Consider the following 15,799-nt stretch of genomic DNA (forward strand, 5'->3'; position numbering starts at 1 on the left):
GGCTCAACCGGCGCGCGGGGCCCTTCGGCGCGCTACGAAGGCGTCAGCTGTCGCCGCCGACGGCGCCGGACGTGCCGGCGTTGACGTCGAGGAGGCGGTACTTCTCGACCGCCTTCGCGACGACGTCCGCGGGGACCTCGCCGCGGCGGGCGAGCTGCTGAAGCGTCCGGACCACCATCGACGGGCCGTCGATGAGGAAGAAACGGCGCGCCGCGGCGCGGGTGTCGGAGAAGCCGAAGCCGTCCGCACCGAGCACCGCGTAGTCGCCCGGCACCCAGGCGCGGATCTGGTCCGGCACCAGGTGGTCGTAGTCGCTCGTGGCGACGAACGGACCCTGGGCGCCCGACAGCTTCTGCGTCACGTACGGCGTGCGCGGCTCGGACGTCGGGTCGACGAGGGCGTCGTGCTCGGCGGCGAGGGCGTCGCGACGCAGCTCGTTCCAGCTGGTCACGGACCACACGTCGGCCGACACGCCCCAGTCCTCGGCGAGGAGCTGCTGGGCCTCGAGCGCCCACGGCACGCCGACGCCGGAGGCGAGGAGCTGGGCCTTGGGGCCGTCGCCCGAGCCGGTCGCGATGCGGTGGATGCCGCGCAGGATGCCCTCGACGTCGACGTCCTCCGGCTCGGCCGGCTGGGTCATCGGCTCGTTGTACACCGTGAGGTAGTACATGACGTTCTGGTCGCGGCCGTCGGATCCGTCGCCGAACATGCGCTGGACGCCGTCGCGGACGATGTGCCGGATCTCGTACCCGTAGGCCGGGTCGTACTGCACCATCGCCGTGTTGGTGCCGGCGATGAGCGGCGAGTGGCCGTCGGCGTGCTGCAGGCCCTCGCCGGTCAGGGTGGTGCGGCCGGCGGTGGCGCCGATGATGAAGCCGCGCGCGAGCTGGTCGCCCGCCGCCCAGAACTGGTCGCCCGTGCGCTGGAAGCCGAACATCGAGTAGAAGATGTAGACCGGCACCATGGTCTCGCCGTGCGTCGCGTACGACGTGCCGACGGACTGGAAGGCGGCGGCGGAACCCGCCTCGTTGATGCCGGTGTGCATGATCTGCCCGGCCTCGGACTCCTTGTAGCTCAGCATGAGCTCGCGGTCCACGGCGAGGTAGTTCTGCCCCTGGGTGTTGAAGATCTTCGCGCTCGGGAAGATCGAGTCCAGGCCGAACGTGCGGGCCTCGTCGGGGATGATCGGCACGATGCGCTTGCCGAACTCCTTGTCCTTGATGAGGTCCTTGAGCAGTCGCACAAACGCCATGGTGGTGGCGACCTGCTGCTGGCCGGAGCCCTTCTTGAGGATCTCGTAGGCCTTGTCGCCGGGCAGCGTGAGCTGCTTGGGCGACGACCGGCGCTCGGGCACGAAGCCGCCGAGCTGGCGGCGACGCTCGAGCATGTACTGGATGCCCTCGTCGTCCATGCCCGGGTGGAAGTACGGGGGCAGGTACGGGTCGGCGTCGATCTGCTCGTCGGTCAGCGGGATCCGCAGGTTGTCGCGCAGCGCCTTGAGGTCCTCGTTCTTGACCTTCTTCATCTGGTGCGTGGCGTTGCGGCCGGCGAAGCTCGAGCCGAGGGCGTAGCCCTTGACCGTCTGCGCGAGGATGACGGTCGGCTGGCCCGTGTGGGAGCGCGCCGCCGTGTACGCGGCGAAGATCTTGCGGTAGTCGTGCCCGCCGCGCTTGAGGTTCCAGATGTCGTCGTCGGTCATGTTCTCGACGAGCGCCTTGGTGCGCGGGTCGCGCCCGAAGAAGTGCTCGCGGATGAACGCGCCCGACTCGGCGCGGTAGGTCTGGTAGTCGCCGTCCGGGGTGGCGTTCATCAGGTTCACCAGGGCGCGGTCCTTGTCCGCGTTGAGCAGGGCGTCCCACTCGCGGCCCCAGACCACCTTGATGACGTTCCAGCCGGCGCCCTTGAACTGGGCCTCCAGCTCCTGGATGATCTTGCCGTTCCCGCGCACGGGGCCGTCGAGGCGCTGCAGGTTGCAGTTCACGACGAAGGTCAGGTTGTCCAGGCCCTGGTGCGCCGCGAGCTGCAGCATGCCGCGCGACTCCGGCTCGTCCATCTCGCCGTCGCCGAGGAACGCCCAGACGTCCTGCTGGCTGGTGTCCTTGATGCCGCGGTTGTGCAGGTACCTGTTGGTCCACGCCTGGTAGATCGCCGACGCCGGGCCGAGGCCCATCGAGACGGTCGGGTACTCCCAGAAGTCCGGCAGCATGCGCGGGTGCGGGTACGACGGCAGACCTCCGCCGGCGTGCGACTTCTCCTGGCGGAAGCCGTCGAGCTGGTCCGCGCTGAGGCGGCCCTCGAGGAACCCGCGGGCGTACTGGCCGGGCGAGGAGTGGCCCTGGAAGTACACCTGGTCGCCGCCGCCCGGGTGGTCCTTGCCGCGGAAGAAGTGGTTGAGGCCGACCTCGTACAGCGTCGCCACGGACGCGTACGAGGAGATGTGCCCGCCGACGGAGACGTCGGGGCGCTGCGCGCGCGTCACCATGACGGCGGCGTTCCAGCGGATCCAGGAGCGGTACTTGCGCTCCATGGCCTCGTCGCCGGGGAAGTACGGCTCGTCGTGCACCGCGATGGTGTTGACGTAGGGCGTCGCCATCGACGCGGGGATGTGCACGCTGCGCTCGCGCGCGCGGCGCAGCAGGTTGAGCATCACGTAGCGGGCGCGCGGTCCGCCCTTGTCGTCGATCAGGCCGTCGAACGACTCGACCCACTCCGAAGTCTCGGCAGGGTCGATGTCCGGGACGGCGCTGAGCAGGCCGTTGATCAACGGGCCGGTCTCGTCGTACGAAGCCACCAGCAACCTCTCTCTTCTTCAGGCGGTGGCGGAGCATGGTCGCCGTCACTGCCCGTGTCAGGCGGGACCCGTCGCGGGTCGCCGCATCGTCAGGTCGCGACGGTGCGGGTCCACGGACAGGTGGTCACTACTCATTGTGTCCCCCGAAAGGGGCGTGAGCCCACCATCGGGCGGTCAAGACTCCGTGATCTACGTCATGCCTGGCCACAGCGCTGGGATCCGGGCGCGCCCACGACTCCGGACGTCCACCTGGTGGGACACGATGTGCGGGGGCGGGAGTTGCCGGGCGTGGCTCAGTGCGGTGGACTACGTTGACGGGCACGGACCGCACCATGCTTGGCAGCGGCCCGCACAGCGTCGTGAAGATGTCGTCGGGACTCGTCGACTTTCGTACAGAGAGAGGAACCAAGGACCACGTGGTTAAGCAGGCGGAATCCCCGGCGGCACGCCTCGGCTTCGAGCAGGGCCAGGTGGTGCAGGAGTTCGGATGGGGTGACGACGTCGACGACGCGCTGCGCTCGGATCTCGAGAGCATCGTCGGCAGCGAGCTGGTGGACGAGGACTACGACGACGTCACGGACGGCGTCGTGGTCTGGTGGCGGGACGACGACGGCGACCTGACCGACATGCTGGTCGACGCGCTGACCGTCCTCGAGCCCGGCGGGCTCATCTGGCTGCTCACACGCAAGCCGGGTCGTTCGGGCCACGTGGGGCACGACGAGATCCAGGAGGCCGCGACCACCGCGGGGCTGCACGCGACGAGCACGTTCGCCGTCGCGTCCGACTGGTCTGCCACGAAGCTCGCCAACCGCGGCCGCGGCCGCTGACGAGGATGACGGGCTCGTCGACCCCCGGGGGAGCCCTGGAGCCTGGCGACCCCGCCCCCGACCTCACGCTGCCGGACACGCACGGCACCCCGGTGCACCTTGCCGACCTGCGCGGCGAAGCGGTGCTGCTCGTCTTCTTCCCGTTCGCCTTCTCGGGGATCTGCACGGGTGAGCTGTGCGAGCTGCGCGACAACATCGAGGACTTCGAGGCTGCCGGCGTGCGCCTCCTCGCGGTCTCGACCGATCCCGTCTTCGCGCTCAAGGCGTGGCACGAGCAGGAGGGCTTCGGCTTCGACCTGCTCAGCGACTTCTGGCCGCACGGTGCCGCCGCCCGGGCCTACGGCGTGTTCGACGCCGACAGCGGGCACGCGCTGCGCGGGTCGTTCCTCGTCGACGCCGACGGGATCGTGCGCTGGGCCGTGGTCAATCCGCGCGGCCAGCGCCGCGACCTGGAGGCGTACCGCGCCGCGCTCGCCGAGATCTGACGCGCGACGGCGCAGGTCACGCGCGGGAGCGCGGGCCCGGTATCCTTGCCTGCGCTGCCAGGGCCTGTAGCTCAGCTGGTCAGAGCGCCACGCTTACACCGTGGATGTCGGGGGTTCGAGTCCCTCCGGGCCCACCACCAGGGATTTTGCGCCCCTGACCTGCATCTTCGTCGCCCGACGTCGTGGACCGTCCAGCACTGAGATGGACTCTCGCGGGACTCTAGAGTCCCGCCACGGTCCCGCCAGAGTCCCGCGGGCCACCCCGCACACCTACCGCCATGAAGGCGGTGGTGACCATGCCTAGGGGCGGCTTCGGGGTCGTCGAGTCCCGACGGAGCAAGACCAGCAACCGGATCGTCAGCGCGAGGGCGCGTTACTGGGGTCCGGACGGCAAGCGCTACTCCCAGACGTTCGGCGACAAACTCTCGGCGCAGATGTGGCTCGTCGAGGAGCGCAAGCTGATCGACCGGGGGGAGTGGCGCCCGCCGGACCGGCGCGACGTCGTGCGCCGGCTGACGGTGGCCGAGTGGGCGACCGAGTATGTCGAGTCCCGGTCGCTGGCGCCGTCGACGTACCGCAACTACACGCGGATGGTCCGCGTGTACGTCGAGCCGACGCTCGGGCGCCAGTACCTGCACGACGTCACGATCACGGACGTCGCCGCCTGGCACGCGCAGCTCAAGGCGGACCTGCGCAAGCGGGCGAAGGTCAAGGGCCGCACCAACGGGGACGGCGCGGGGGAGGCCGCACAGGTCTACAAGTTCGTCTCCGGGGTGTTCCGCGCCGCCGTCAGCGCGGGCCTGATCGACGCCTCGCCGGTGCGGATCACCGGCGCCGGCCGGTACCGCCGCCACCGCACCCCCGTGGTGTTGACGCCTGACGAGATCGAGGCGCTGGCCCGCGCGCTGCCGGAGAAGTATCTCGCCCTGGCCGACGTCATGGCCTGGACCGGGCTTCGCGTCGGGGAGGTACGCGCGCTGCGCCGGCGCGACGTCGACGTGCGCGACCCGGACGGCGCCGCGATCACCGTGGCGCAGAACGTCTCCCAGGGCGGTAGGGGAGTCGGGGCCGTCGTCGGGAGGCCGAAGACGGAGGCGGGCTCGCGCACGATCGCGATCCCGCGCGTCGTCGCCGAATCGCTGGCCGAGCACCTGAGGACGTTCGCCCAGCCGGGGCGTGACGGACTCGTCTTCCCCTCGCGCACCGGCACCGTCCTGTCTGAGGCCACCTGGCGGTACGCGTGGATCACGGCGCGGGAGAAGGCCGGTCTGCCGGACGTCAAGACCCACGACCTGCGGCACACGAGCCTGACGATGGCGGCCCGGGCCGGTGCGACGACCGCCGAGCTCATGCACCGCGGCGGCCACACCGAGGCGCGCATCGCGATGATCTACCAGCACGCCACGGCCGAGCGTGACCGCATGATCACCAAGCGCATGGTCGAGCTGCGGCGCGGCGACGAGCTCGCCGCACGCCGGGCGTGGAAGGGCGGCGAGCCGGAAGGCGACGACAGCCGTGAGCAGCACTGAGCGGGTCCTCGCGTTCCTCACGAGGACCCGCTCGCACACCTCACCAGTGACCGTCACCGATCCGAACGACCAGGAGGTCGACATGGCCACGCAAGGACGACAGCCCACCCGACCGCCCACCGGCCGGCTCGTCCCGCTCGTCGAGGCCGCGCAGGAGTTCAGCGTGTGCGCCAAGACGATCCGTCGCCGCATTGCCAGCGGCAACATCACCGGCTACAAGGTCGGGCGTGTGATCCGTGTCGACCTCGACGAGCTGCGCCGCGCGCTCGTCGTCCAGATGCCGTCGGCGCGGTGAGCGACTCGGCCAGGGCGGCCGTCATCGACATGCCGTCCGCCATGGCCGCTCACACCGGACGAAGGAAGCCGACGGTGGAGAACACGGAGCGTCGAGAGGTCGTCACCGGCGTGTGTCCGCGCTGCGGGAACCCCGTGCCACGTCGGAAGACTGGCCGACCGGCGACCTGGTGCTCCCAGGCCTGCCGGCGTGCCGCGTACGAAGAGCGCCGCGCCGCACGCTCAGGAGCCGTGGCGCTGGAGTTCGTCGACCGGGTACGCATCGAGGGGACCCAGCACGCCCGGGACGACTGCATCGCGACGGTGCTCACCTCGCCGGTGGCGACCACGAGGCTCCTCGAGGCGCTGCTGCGGAAGCTCGCTCTCGACGGGGAGCTGTGGGAGCCGCGCTGGGAGCGGACCTGCGACGCGCTGTCGAGGTGCGGGTGGGTCATCGAGCGCGCACGCGGCGCCCGACGACGACCTTCATGACCGGCCGACCGCGAGATCAGCGGTGGTCCCGAATCGGGACCAACGCTTTCGCGCCAATTGTCCGAACTGGCATCCACGCCGGGACGAACGGGGTGGCCCGGCGTTGAGCCCGAATCGGGCGCAACACCTTCGTCCTGTTTGCCCGGTTCAAGCCCGAGTCCGTGCCGATGTCCATACGCCCGTCGCGCAGTGTCGACCTGGACGTCCGGCCCAGTCTCGTTGTGCAGCTCCGGCGTTCTGCCGGTGGCGCCTCCCACGGGCCGCACGGCCTCCCGGAATCAGGGAGGCCGTAATCGTCCGCGATGTCCGCCCTCTGCCGAGGGCCACCGGTTGACGCGCGTCGCCGCGCAACCGTGCAGCCAGGTGGGTGTCCATGGCCGCCACGCTGGCAGGCGTGCGTCCCATTTTCCGTATCCCCTGGATGCGTATCCCCTCAGGGATGTGGCCGTATGGCCAGGTCAGCGGCGTCTCCCCGTAGTTCTCTACTGGAATGTGTGACCTGCAGTCGCCTCGACCTGACGACCGACTGCACAGTGGACGCTTCAGAAACCACCGATTCTGACGTCGCTCAGAATCGGGTTCTGGATGTTTCGAAACCTCGCCCTTCTCCCGTCGGCCACGCTCGGCGTCTGCTAGTCGCCGTCGTCGGGCCCGAGCCGGTTGACGATCCAGTCGGCGTTCTCCGGCTCCGCCTCCGTGGTGAGCGCCTGCGCGGACGTCGGGTCCTGCCCGTCGCCCGCGTGGTCTTCCCAGAAGATGCTCTGCTCTGCCGGGAGCCCGGCGAGCTCGGGGATCACGCGCGGCTCCGCGTCGAGCGACTGCTCGAGCTGGTCCATCTCCGCCGCGGTCAGCCGCAGCGAGTCATCGGAGTCCGTCATGTACACCATGATGCTCCTGCGCGCTCATGTGTGACAGCGTCACGCCCCGCGCGGGCGGCGCTCGACCTCGCTGAGGACCAGTCGGCTGAACTCGACCAGGTCCATGCCCGACCGCTGCGATCGCCGCCATGGCCTCCTAACCGAGCCGCGAAGTGAGGCCGAGACCACCCCATTCCAGAACCGACCGATTCTGAGGCGCGTCAGAAACGGGTTCTGGAGGTTTCAAAACCTCCAGGTGTGCGGACTACGCGTTGACCTGCGTTGCGGCAGACAGGGATCCGATGAGTGCGGCGAGGGCGCCGGGTGCGAGGGAGAAGTAGGCCCAGCGGCCGCGCTGTTCGCGCTCGAGCAGACCTGCCTCGACGAGGATCTTGAGGTGGTGGCTGACGGTGGGCTGCGAGAGGCCGACAGGCTCGGTGAGGTCGCAGACGCACGCCTCGGCGCCGGGCTGGTTGGCGACGATCGCGAGCAGTTGGACGCGGGCGGGGTCGGCCAGGGCCTTGAATGACCGGGCGAGCTCCTGGGCGACCTCAGGCTCGACCGCTTGGGTCAGCGCGGGTGCGCAGCAGCCGCCGTCCGCGGGTGCGGCGAGAGGCAGGGGTGCTGGCGCGGTCGTGGTCATGGCTCCATCTTCGCATAGATTGACAACCGTCGATAGGTGGTCCAGGATCGCCGTATCGATGGTTCTCGATGTGAGGAGTGGTGATGAGCGAGGTTGCTCGGAACGAGCTGCCGGTGGTCGTGATCGGCGCGGGCCCGGTGGGTCTGGCGGCAGCGGCGCACCTGCTGGAGCGTGGGCTGGAGCCGCTGGTGCTGGAGGCTGGCGAGCAGCCCGGTGCGACGATCTCGGCCTGGGGCCACGTCCGGCTGTTCTCGCCGTGGCGGTACGACATCGACGCCGCGGCTCGCCGTCTGCTGGAGCCCACGGGCTGGTCCGAGCCGGACCTGGACTCGCTCCCCACGGGCGCCGAACTCGTGGAGGGGTACGTCGCGCCGCTGGCGGCGACGCCCCAGATCGCCTCGCGTCTGCGCACTGGCACGCGGGTGCTCGCGGTGGCGCGGGACGGTGCGGACAAGTCGCGGTCTCTCGGTCGTGAGCGACGCGGTTACCGGGTGCGCACGGTGGGCGCCGACGGCCGGGTGACCGACGTGCTCGCCCGCGCGGTGGTCGACGCCTCCGGCACGTTCTCGACGTCGAACCCCCTCGGTGTGAGCGGCCTGCCCGCCGCGGGCGAGGCCGACGCGGCGCCGTTCGTCACCGGCCCCCTGCCCGACGTCCTGGGCGCCGACCGCGACCGCTTCGCCGGACGGCACACCCTCGTGGTCGGCATGGGCCACTCGGCCGCGAACACCCTGCTGAGCCTGGTCGAGCTGTCGGAGGCCACCCCGGGCACCACGATCACGTGGGCGATCCGCGGCGGCTCGGCCCGCCGGCTGTTCGGCGGCGGCACGGACGACGAGCTGCCTGCCCGCGGGCTGCTGGGCACCCGCCTCAAGGGCGCCGTCGACGCCGGCCGCCTGCGCCTGCTGACCCGGGTCTCGATCGAGCAGCTCGTCCCCGGTGCGGAGTCTGTGCAGGTGCTCGGCACCGCCAAGGACGAGCCGCTCGCCCTCGACGTGCACGCGATCGTCAATGCGACCGGTTTCCGCCCCGACCTGGACATGCTGCGCGAGGTCCGGCTCGACCTCGACCCCGTCGTCGAGGCCCCGAGCGCGCTCGCCCCGCTCATCGACCCCAACCAGCACTCCTGCGGCACGGTGCCGCCGCACGGCGAGCAGGTGCTGTCCCACCCGGACGACGGCTTCTACCTGGTGGGGATGAAGTCCTACGGCCGCGCCCCGACGTTCCTGCTGGCCACCGGCTACGAGCAGGTGCGCTCCGTCGCCGCCGCCCTCGCCGGCGACCGCGCGGCCGCGGACGCCGTCGAGCTGAACCTGCCCGCGACCGGCGTCTGCTCCAGCGACCTCGCGCTCGAGGCCGACGGCGAGTCCGCGGCCGGGTCGTGCTGCGGGAGCGCTCCGGCCGAGCCGCAGCTCGTCACGATCGGCGTGGGCGCGCCCGCCGTCGTCGGGTTCGCGTCGGGCATCGTGCATGGCCGTTCGGGCGACGGCGACGACGCGTGAGGCGCGCCTGAGCCGATCAGGCGCCGTACAGATCTTGAGCTACTGACGAAGGAGGGACCGATGATGCACCCCGAGCTGTTCGACGTGACCTACCGGCAGCGTGAACGCGAGCTGGAGCAACAGCGCGAGTTCCGGCGCGTGGCGTTGGAGCGGGCGGCGACCGACAGCGGGCACGGGCGAGCGAGAGCAGTATGGCCTGCGCTGCGTTCGTGGTGGTCGGCTCGAGCGTGGTCCAAGCCGACCGTGCCGCAGCCGGCGGCCTGCTGCGCCGGAGCCGCTGCCTGACCCTGACCCCACAACCATGACGGGCCGCAACCTCCTCCGGTTGCGGCCCGTCGTGCGTCGGTGTGATCGGTGCGAGTCAGGCCACCGGCTCGACCTCGAGCGAGGCGAGCAGCCCGCGCACGCGCCGCGCGATCTCGTCACGGATCGGGCGCACGGCGTCGAGGCCCTGGCCGGCGGGGTCGTCGAGCTGCCAGTCCTCGTACCGCTTGCCGGGGAAGATCGGGCAGGCGTCGCCGCAGCCCATGGTGATCACGACGTCGGACGCCTGCACGGCGTCGGTGGTGAGCACCTTGGGCTGCTCGGCGGTGATGTCGACGCCCACCTCGGCCATCGCCTCGACGGCCACGGGGTTGATCAGGTCGGCGGGCATCGAGCCGGCGGACCGGACCGCGACGGCGCCGCCCGACAGCGCGCGCAGGAAGCCGGCGGCCATCTGGGAGCGGCCGGCGTTGTGCACGCAGACGAACAGGGCGGACGGCTTCGTGGTGGTGGGGGTATCGGTCACGGTGGTCTCCGAGGGTCGGTCGTTCATGGGGTGGGCAGGTCGAGGTCGGGCAGCAGGTCGGCCAGGAGGGCGCGCACGCGGGTGTCGAGCTCGTCGCGGATGGCGGCGACGCCGGCGGGCGAGGCCAGCGCGGGGTCGCCGACGAGCCAGTCCTCGTACCGCTTGCCGGGCAGGACCGGGCACACGTCGCCGCAGCCCATGGTGACCACGACGTCGGCGGCGCGGACGGCGTCGTCGGTGAGCGGCTTGGGGAACGGCTCGTCGGTGCCCAGGGCGGCGAGCTCGGGGCGGACGGCGGGGTGCACGTCGGCGGCCGGCGTGGACCCGGCGGAGCGGACGACAACGCGGTCGCCGGCGTAGTGCCGCACGAGTGCGGCGGCGAGCTGGGAGCGGCCGGCGTTCGCGACGCACACGAACAACACCTGCGGTGCGGCCACAGCAACAACGTCGGCGTTCCTGGATTCCTCGCGGGTCAGGTCGGCCAGGCGCTGGCGGGCGAACCGGTCGGTGAGGGTGAGCAGGTGCGCCGAGACCTTCGCCGAGCGGGCCAGCGCCGTGTACGACTCGCGCACGGTGCGCAGGACGACATCGGGGCCCAGGTCGGGGTGCGCGGCCGCGAGGTCGGCGGCGAGACGGTCCAGCGCGGCGTCGGCGTCCTCGAGCCCCGTCAGGTGCGGGTGCTCGCCCAGGGCGTCCAGGGCCGCCGGCGCGAACGACTCGAGCAGTGTGCTGATCGCGGACTTGTAGCCGGGGGTGATGCGGTACCAGACCCAGGTGCCGCGCCGCTCGGAGGCGAGCACCCCGACGTCGCGCAGCACCTTGAGGTGGTGGCTCACCGTCGGCTGGGACACGTCGGTCAGCTCGGCCAGGTCGCACACGCACGCCTCCCCGGCCGGCGCGGTGGCGATAAAGGACAGCATCCGCAGCCGCAGCGGCTCGGCCAGGGCCTTGAGCGTGGCGGCGACGACGCCCGCGGCCTCGGTGCCGATCGCGTGCGACTCGATCCGCGGCCCGCAGTCCGGGTCGCGCACGGTCAGCGGCACGCGTTCCTCGGTCGTGTCGGTGGTGCTCATGACCTCACCTCGTCCAGCTCTCGAGCGGGGGTTTCGATGGCGTAGGGGTCGACGGCGAACCAGCGCCGGGCGACCCAGAGGGACACGTAGACCAGGCCCACCAGCACGGGGACCTCGATGAGCGGCCCGACGACGCCGGCCAGCGCCTCGCCGGAGGTGGCGCCGAAGGTGCCGATGGCGACGGCGATGGCGAGCTCGAAGTTGTTGCCCGCCGCGGTGAACGCCAGCGTGGTGGTGCGTGCATAGCCCAGACCCAGCAGCTTGCCCAGCACCATCCCCAGGCCCCACATGACCGCGAAGTACACCAGCAGGGGCAGCGCGATGCGCACCACGTCGAGCGGGTTCGACATCACGGCATCGCCCTGCAGGGCGAACAGCAGCACGATCGTGAACAGCAGCCCGTACAGGGCCCACGGCCCGATCCGCGGCACGAACCGCTCTTCGTACCAGTCGCGGCCCTTGGTCCGCTCGCCGATCCAGCGCGAGGCGAAGCCGGCCACGAGCGGGATGCCGAGGAAGACCAGCACGTTGAGGGCGATCTGCCCGATCGAGACGTCCAGTCCCTGGGTGTCGAGGCCGAGCCAGCCGGGCAGCACGGTGAGGTAGAACCAGCCGAGCAGCGAGAACGCCACGACCTGGAACACGGAGTTGACCGCCACCAGCACGGCGGCGGCCTCCCGGTCCCCGCACGCGAGGTCGTTCCAGATCACGACCATCGCGATGCAGCGGGCCAGGCCGACGATGATCAGGCCGGTGCGGTACTCGGGCAGGTCGGGCAGGAACGTCCAGGCCAGGGCGAACATCAGCGCTGGGCCGACGATCCAGTTCAGCAGCAGCGAGCTGACCAGCAGCTTCTTGTCCCCGGTGACCGAGGCGACCTTGTCGTAGCGGACCTTGGCCAGCACCGGGTACATCATCACCAGCAGGCCGAGCGCGATCGGGATCGAGATGCCGCCGACCTCCATCGAGGCCAGGACGTCCGACAGGCCCGGGATGAACCGGCCCACCAGCAGGCCGCCGATCATGGCCAGGCCGATCCAGGCCGGAAGCCAGCGGTCCAGGGTGGACAGGCGCCGGACGGCGTCGGTCTGCGGGGTCGCTGCGTCGCTCACCGAGCCACCTCCCGCGCGTCGGCGTCAGCGAGGGCGGCAGGAAGCCCGTCCGGGTTGGGCGCCGCCGGGGTGCCGGCTAGGGCCTTCTCGCCCTCGGCGTCGGCGACCTCGGTGAGGTACGACTGCGCGTCGAGCGCGGCGGCGCAGCCCGAGCCGGCGGCGGTGATCGCCTGGCGGTACGTGTGGTCGACGGCGTCGCCGCAGGCGAAGACGCCGGGCAGGTTGGTCCGGGTCGAGCGACCCTCGACGAGGATGTAGCCCTCGTCGTCCAGGTCGATCTGCCCCTTGACGAGGTCGGTGCGCGGGTCGTGACCGATGGCGACGAACAGCCCGGTGGTGTCGAGCTCGCGCTCGGCGCCGGTGACGGTGTCGCGCAGCGTGATCCCGGTGACCTTGTTCTCGCCCGAGATCCCGGCGACCTCGCTGTTCCAGGCGAACTCGATCTTCGGGTCGGCCTGGGCCCGGTCGGCCATGATCTTCGAGGCGCGCAGCGAGTCGCGGCGGTGCACGATCGTCACCTTCGACGCGAAACGCGTGAGGAAGGTGGCCTCCTCCATCGCGGAGTCCCCGCCGCCGACGACGGCGATGTGCTGGTCGCGGAAGAAGAACCCGTCGCAGGTGGCGCACCAGGAGACACCGCGGCCGGAGAGCTGCTTCTCCTCGGGCAGGCCGAGCTCGCGATACGCGGAGCCGGTCGCGAGGATCACGGCACGGGCCTTGAACGTCTCGCCGCCGCCAGTGACGACGGTCTTGATGTCGCCGGTGAGCTCGACCTGCTCCGCGTCGTCCCACAGCACGCGGGCGCCGAACTTCTCGGCCTGCTCACGCATGGCCTCCATGAGGTCCGGGCCCTGGATGCCGGTGGGGAAGCCGGGGAAGTTCTCCACCTCGGTGGTGTTCATGAGCGCGCCGCCCGCGGTGACGGAGCCCGCGACGACGACGGGCGCCAGGCCGGCACGCGCGGCGTACACGGCCGCGGTGTAGCCCGCCGGGCCGGACCCGACGATGACGATCTCGTGAACCTCTTGCATCGACATGCTTCTATATTGAGCCATGTCGATGCCCCTGTCGAATCCTCAGGTCAGCGACGTCGGGCGTAGTCGTCGCGCCGGACTCCGGTTCGAAGTAGCAAGCGCGGTCACGGCCCCGGCCCCGGCGACGCACGCCAGGAGCACGAACGTCGCGGGATAGGAGCCGGTCGCTTCTTCGAGGGCGGCGGCCGCCCACGGAGCGAGCGCCATGGCGAGCGTCGCGGGCGCGTTGAGGATGCCGAACAGGATGCCGAAGCCGGCAACGCCCCAGCGGTCGCTGATCGCGGTCGACTGCAGCAGCGTGTACGCGCCGCGGCCCACGCCGAGAACTATCGCGACCACGACGAGCGCGACAGGTGGTCCGCTCAGGAGCCCGACACCCGCGATGGCGAGGCCGACGGTCGCCAGAATGATGCTCGCCCGCGCGGCAGGCGCGGTGCGGGCGGCGATCGGGCCATAGGCCAAGCGGCCGAGCAGCTGGCCTGCTCCCGACAGGCCGAGCGCCCAGGCTGCGGCCGTGGCACCTACGCCGCGCCAGGTCAGCATCGGGACCAGGTGGATCGTGGCCGCATACATGGCGAAGGCTCCCAGCGAGGTCGCGATGGTCAGGCAGACGAACGGCCGGGACAGGGCAACGGGGCGCCACTCATGGCCGGAACGAGTCTCGGCGGGTTCGAGTGTCGGCCATGGCGCGCGCAGCCCGATCGCATGGGCGGGGACCGTGGTGACGGCGAGTACGCCGGCAAGGATGAGATAGGCATGCCGCCAGCCGGCGTACTCGACGAGGGCCGCCGTCACGGGGGCGAACACGGTGCTGGCGAGTCCGCCGACCAACGTCAGCACCAGAAGTGCGCGGGCTCGACCGTTGCCGTACCAGCGAGTGATCGCAGTGAACGCGGGTGCGTACAGCACCATCGACTGGGCGATGCCGGCCAGGATCCACGCGGCGACGAACCAGCCCAGGGCCGGGGCGAGCGCGACTCCGAGCATGGAGAGGGCCGCGAGCACGGATCCCAGGGTCATCACCGCGCGGGGGCCATGCTTGTCGATGCGGCGTCCGACGAGGATCCCGGAGGCGGCGGCTGCTATGAGTGCCGCGGAGAACGCGGCCATCGTGTTCGTGCGCGTCCAACCTGTCTCCGCGGTGATGGCCGGCAGTGCCACGGGGAAGGCGTAGTAGAGCACGCCCCAGCTGACGACCTGTGTGAGGCAGAGCGTTGCAAGTGGGCCGCGGGCCGGCTGACTGGCCCGGGTCACAAGAGTCGTCGTCGGTGTGGCCACCTCGACAACCTATCGATACTTGTCAATGCATGTAGCCCGGCTTCGGTTCAGGGCCCGCCTGGTCGGTCTGCAGCTAAGTTCCGGCGCTCGATTCGCCGGAAGTCTGTCGCGTCCACACCTCTGGCACCCGAGGCGGGTCGAGCTCCACACCTGTCAGGTGTGACGGTCTCCCTGCGAGTGATCTCCGCTGGGCAGGGGTACGCCTACCTGCTGCGCTCGGTCGTGACCGGCGACGGGAGCGAGCCCCGGGCGTCGGCGTTCACGCGGTACTTCACGCAGGCGGGTACGCCGCCCGGCGTGTGATGGGCCGAGGCGTCGAGCACCTCGGCGACGGCGCACTGCAGCAGGGGATGACGGTCACGCCGGCGCAGTGCAGGCGCTACTCGGGCACGGCGTGGACCCGGTCACCGTTCATCGGACACTCCCCGGCCTGCCCGCGGTTGTCGAGCCCGATGGCGCGGCGCATGGCGCCCGCGTCGAGGTGCTGGCCGAAGACCGGACCTTCGGGCTCGAGCGGCCCGCTGTCGGCGAGCGCGCCGGCGGGGACGGGGTCGAAGCCGAGGTCGTGGAGGATGCGGGAGACGGTGGTGACGGCGTTGGGGTCGTCCCGGCGATGGCGAGCGCGGCCCGGTCGGGGTCGGCGGGCGGCCTCGGCAGGTCCTCCATCTGGTGGTAGCCGAGGTGGTTGAGCGTCTTGACGAGCCGGGCGGTCGAGGGCAGCGCGTCGCGCACGACGGTGCTGGAGGGGCGTCCGGCGTCGGCGAACTCGGGCAGGAGGCCATCGATCGGCGGCCAGTGGTTCATGACGTCGATGACGATGTGGCCGGCTAGTCCGTGGAGGGGGAGCTCGCGGAAGCGTCGCAGCGGGACGGCGAGGACGAGGACGTCGGCCAGGGCGGGCAGGTCGCGGGTGTCGACCGCCTCGGCGCCGGGCGCGACGAAGCGCAGGAGCTGGTCGGTGTCGTCGGCGTTGCCGGAGGAGGCGATGCGGACGGTGTAGCCGGCGTCGAGGGCGAGGCGGGCGATCGCGACGCCGGACTTGCCGGCGCCGAAGATGCCGATGACGGGTCGGCGGGTGGTGCTCATCGCGGTTCTCCTGCGGGGAGGGCGGGC

Annotated in this window: 17 protein-coding genes and 1 tRNA gene; 9 read left to right on the forward strand and 9 right to left on the reverse strand. The window is 71.2% G+C overall.

Translation table 11 applies throughout. From position 1 onward, the window contains the following. Window positions 1-43: 43 nt before the first annotated feature. Window positions 44-2,791 carry a pyruvate dehydrogenase (acetyl-transferring), homodimeric type gene (gene aceE, locus ABD254_RS18905; protein ID WP_344250317.1) on the reverse strand — a complete coding sequence of 916 codons (2,748 nt, stop codon included), beginning with the start codon at window positions 2,789-2,791 and terminating at the stop codon, window positions 44-46. A 416-nt stretch (window positions 2,792-3,207) separates the two neighbouring features. On the opposite strand from aceE, the gene ABD254_RS18910 reads away from it, so the two are divergent. From ABD254_RS18910 to ABD254_RS18935, 6 genes are all read left to right on the forward strand, one after another. Next, complete coding sequence (locus tag ABD254_RS18910) at window positions 3,208-3,618, forward strand: DUF3052 domain-containing protein (protein ID WP_425553883.1); 411 nt, start codon at window positions 3,208-3,210, stop codon at window positions 3,616-3,618. Window positions 3,619-3,623: 5 nt separating this feature from the next. Beyond that, complete coding sequence (locus ABD254_RS18915; protein ID WP_344250318.1) at window positions 3,624-4,103, forward strand: peroxiredoxin; 480 nt, start codon at window positions 3,624-3,626, stop codon at window positions 4,101-4,103. A gap of 60 nt (window positions 4,104-4,163) precedes the next feature. Next, window positions 4,164-4,240: transfer RNA gene (locus tag ABD254_RS18920), tRNA-Val, on the forward strand. Window positions 4,241-4,399: 159 nt separating this feature from the next. Then, complete coding sequence (locus ABD254_RS18925) at window positions 4,400-5,632, forward strand: tyrosine-type recombinase/integrase (protein WP_344250623.1); 1,233 nt, start codon at window positions 4,400-4,402, stop codon at window positions 5,630-5,632. Beyond that, window positions 5,619-5,927, forward strand: a complete 309-nt coding sequence (locus ABD254_RS18930; protein WP_344250320.1) for a helix-turn-helix domain-containing protein — start codon at window positions 5,619-5,621, stop codon at window positions 5,925-5,927. Before ABD254_RS18925 ends, ABD254_RS18930 begins: the two co-directional genes overlap by 14 nt. Window positions 5,928-6,157: 230 nt before the next feature. Further along, the gene (locus tag ABD254_RS18935; protein WP_344250322.1) at window positions 6,158-6,397 is read left to right on the forward strand and encodes a hypothetical protein; all 240 of its coding nucleotides are present in this window, start codon (window positions 6,158-6,160) and stop codon (window positions 6,395-6,397) included. A 632-nt stretch (window positions 6,398-7,029) separates the two neighbouring features. Here the strand turns inward: ABD254_RS18935 and ABD254_RS18940 are convergent. Both ABD254_RS18940 and ABD254_RS18945 read right to left on the reverse strand, forming a co-directional pair. After that, window positions 7,030-7,275 carry a hypothetical protein gene (locus tag ABD254_RS18940; RefSeq protein WP_344250323.1) on the reverse strand — a complete coding sequence of 82 codons (246 nt, stop codon included), beginning with the start codon at window positions 7,273-7,275 and terminating at the stop codon, window positions 7,030-7,032. 244 nt (window positions 7,276-7,519) lie between these two features. Next, a complete protein-coding gene (locus ABD254_RS18945) occupies window positions 7,520-7,897 on the reverse strand; it encodes an ArsR/SmtB family transcription factor (protein ID WP_344250325.1) in 378 nt (125 codons plus the stop codon). Window positions 7,898-7,980: 83 nt separating this feature from the next. On the opposite strand from ABD254_RS18945, the gene ABD254_RS18950 reads away from it, so the two are divergent. Beyond that, the gene (locus ABD254_RS18950) at window positions 7,981-9,399 is read left to right on the forward strand and encodes an FAD-dependent oxidoreductase (RefSeq protein ID WP_344250327.1); all 1,419 of its coding nucleotides are present in this window, start codon (window positions 7,981-7,983) and stop codon (window positions 9,397-9,399) included. A 60-nt stretch (window positions 9,400-9,459) separates the two neighbouring features. Then, window positions 9,460-9,684 carry a hypothetical protein gene (locus ABD254_RS18955; RefSeq protein WP_344250329.1) on the forward strand — a complete coding sequence of 75 codons (225 nt, stop codon included), beginning with the start codon at window positions 9,460-9,462 and terminating at the stop codon, window positions 9,682-9,684. Window positions 9,685-9,760: 76 nt separating this feature from the next. Here ABD254_RS18955 and ABD254_RS18960 read toward each other — a convergent pair whose 3' ends face one another. The 5 genes from ABD254_RS18960 to ABD254_RS18980 are packed head-to-tail and all read right to left on the reverse strand — an operon-like array spanning window position 9,761 to window position 14,686. Beyond that, entirely contained in the window at window positions 9,761-10,216 is a 456-nt protein-coding gene (locus ABD254_RS18960; protein ID WP_344250331.1) for an arsenate reductase ArsC, read from the reverse strand. Next, window positions 10,213-11,262: a metalloregulator ArsR/SmtB family transcription factor gene (locus ABD254_RS18965; protein WP_344250333.1), complete on the reverse strand. Its 1,050-nt coding sequence runs from the start codon at window positions 11,260-11,262 to the stop codon at window positions 10,213-10,215. The genes ABD254_RS18960 and ABD254_RS18965 overlap by 4 nt, the downstream gene beginning before the upstream one ends. Beyond that, on the reverse strand, window positions 11,259-12,374 hold the full coding sequence (gene arsB, locus ABD254_RS18970; protein WP_344250335.1) for an ACR3 family arsenite efflux transporter: 1,116 nt from the start codon (window positions 12,372-12,374) through the stop codon (window positions 11,259-11,261). Before arsB ends, ABD254_RS18965 begins: the two co-directional genes overlap by 4 nt. Beyond that, a complete protein-coding gene (gene trxB, locus ABD254_RS18975; RefSeq protein WP_344250337.1) occupies window positions 12,371-13,411 on the reverse strand; it encodes a thioredoxin-disulfide reductase in 1,041 nt (346 codons plus the stop codon). The genes arsB and trxB overlap by 4 nt, the downstream gene beginning before the upstream one ends. Before the next feature lie 39 nt (window positions 13,412-13,450). Then, window positions 13,451-14,686: an MFS transporter gene (locus ABD254_RS18980; RefSeq protein WP_344250339.1), complete on the reverse strand. Its 1,236-nt coding sequence runs from the start codon at window positions 14,684-14,686 to the stop codon at window positions 13,451-13,453. A gap of 177 nt (window positions 14,687-14,863) precedes the next feature. On the opposite strand from ABD254_RS18980, the gene ABD254_RS18985 reads away from it, so the two are divergent. Next, a complete protein-coding gene (locus ABD254_RS18985) occupies window positions 14,864-14,989 on the forward strand; it encodes a hypothetical protein (protein ID WP_344250341.1) in 126 nt (41 codons plus the stop codon). Window positions 14,990-15,097: 108 nt separating this feature from the next. Here the strand turns inward: ABD254_RS18985 and ABD254_RS18990 are convergent, their stop codons facing one another. Continuing rightward, entirely contained in the window at window positions 15,098-15,772 is a 675-nt protein-coding gene (locus tag ABD254_RS18990) for an NADPH-dependent F420 reductase (RefSeq protein ID WP_344250343.1), read from the reverse strand. Between the last annotated feature and the right edge of the window lie 27 nt (window positions 15,773-15,799).

Origin of the sequence: Isoptericola hypogeus, assembly GCF_039531145.1 — a bacterium.
GTDB classification, from domain to species: domain Bacteria; phylum Actinomycetota; class Actinomycetes; order Actinomycetales; family Cellulomonadaceae; genus Isoptericola; species Isoptericola hypogeus.

Bases quoted from the DNA above. Each gene is read 5' to 3' on its own strand.
- ABD254_RS18960 (WP_344250331.1), bottom strand. From the start codon at position 10,216: ATGAACGACCGACCCTCGGAGACCACCGTGACCGATACCCCCACCACC.
- ABD254_RS18940 (WP_344250323.1), bottom strand. From the start codon at position 7,275: ATGACGGACTCCGATGACTCGCTGCGGCTGACCGCGGCGGAGATGGAC.
- trxB (WP_344250337.1), bottom strand. From the start codon at position 13,411: ATGTCGATGCAAGAGGTTCACGAGATCGTCATCGTCGGGTCCGGCCCG.
- ABD254_RS18915 (WP_344250318.1), top strand. From the start codon at position 3,624: ATGACGGGCTCGTCGACCCCCGGGGGAGCCCTGGAGCCTGGCGACCCC.
- ABD254_RS18945 (WP_344250325.1), bottom strand. From the start codon at position 7,897: ATGACCACGACCGCGCCAGCACCCCTGCCTCTCGCCGCACCCGCGGAC.
- ABD254_RS18965 (WP_344250333.1), bottom strand. From the start codon at position 11,262: ATGAGCACCACCGACACGACCGAGGAACGCGTGCCGCTGACCGTGCGC.
- ABD254_RS18950 (WP_344250327.1), top strand. From the start codon at position 7,981: ATGAGCGAGGTTGCTCGGAACGAGCTGCCGGTGGTCGTGATCGGCGCG.
- ABD254_RS18955 (WP_344250329.1), top strand. From the start codon at position 9,460: ATGATGCACCCCGAGCTGTTCGACGTGACCTACCGGCAGCGTGAACGC.
- ABD254_RS18990 (WP_344250343.1), bottom strand. From the start codon at position 15,772: ATGAGCACCACCCGCCGACCCGTCATCGGCATCTTCGGCGCCGGCAAG.
- ABD254_RS18925 (WP_344250623.1), top strand. From the start codon at position 4,400: ATGCCTAGGGGCGGCTTCGGGGTCGTCGAGTCCCGACGGAGCAAGACC.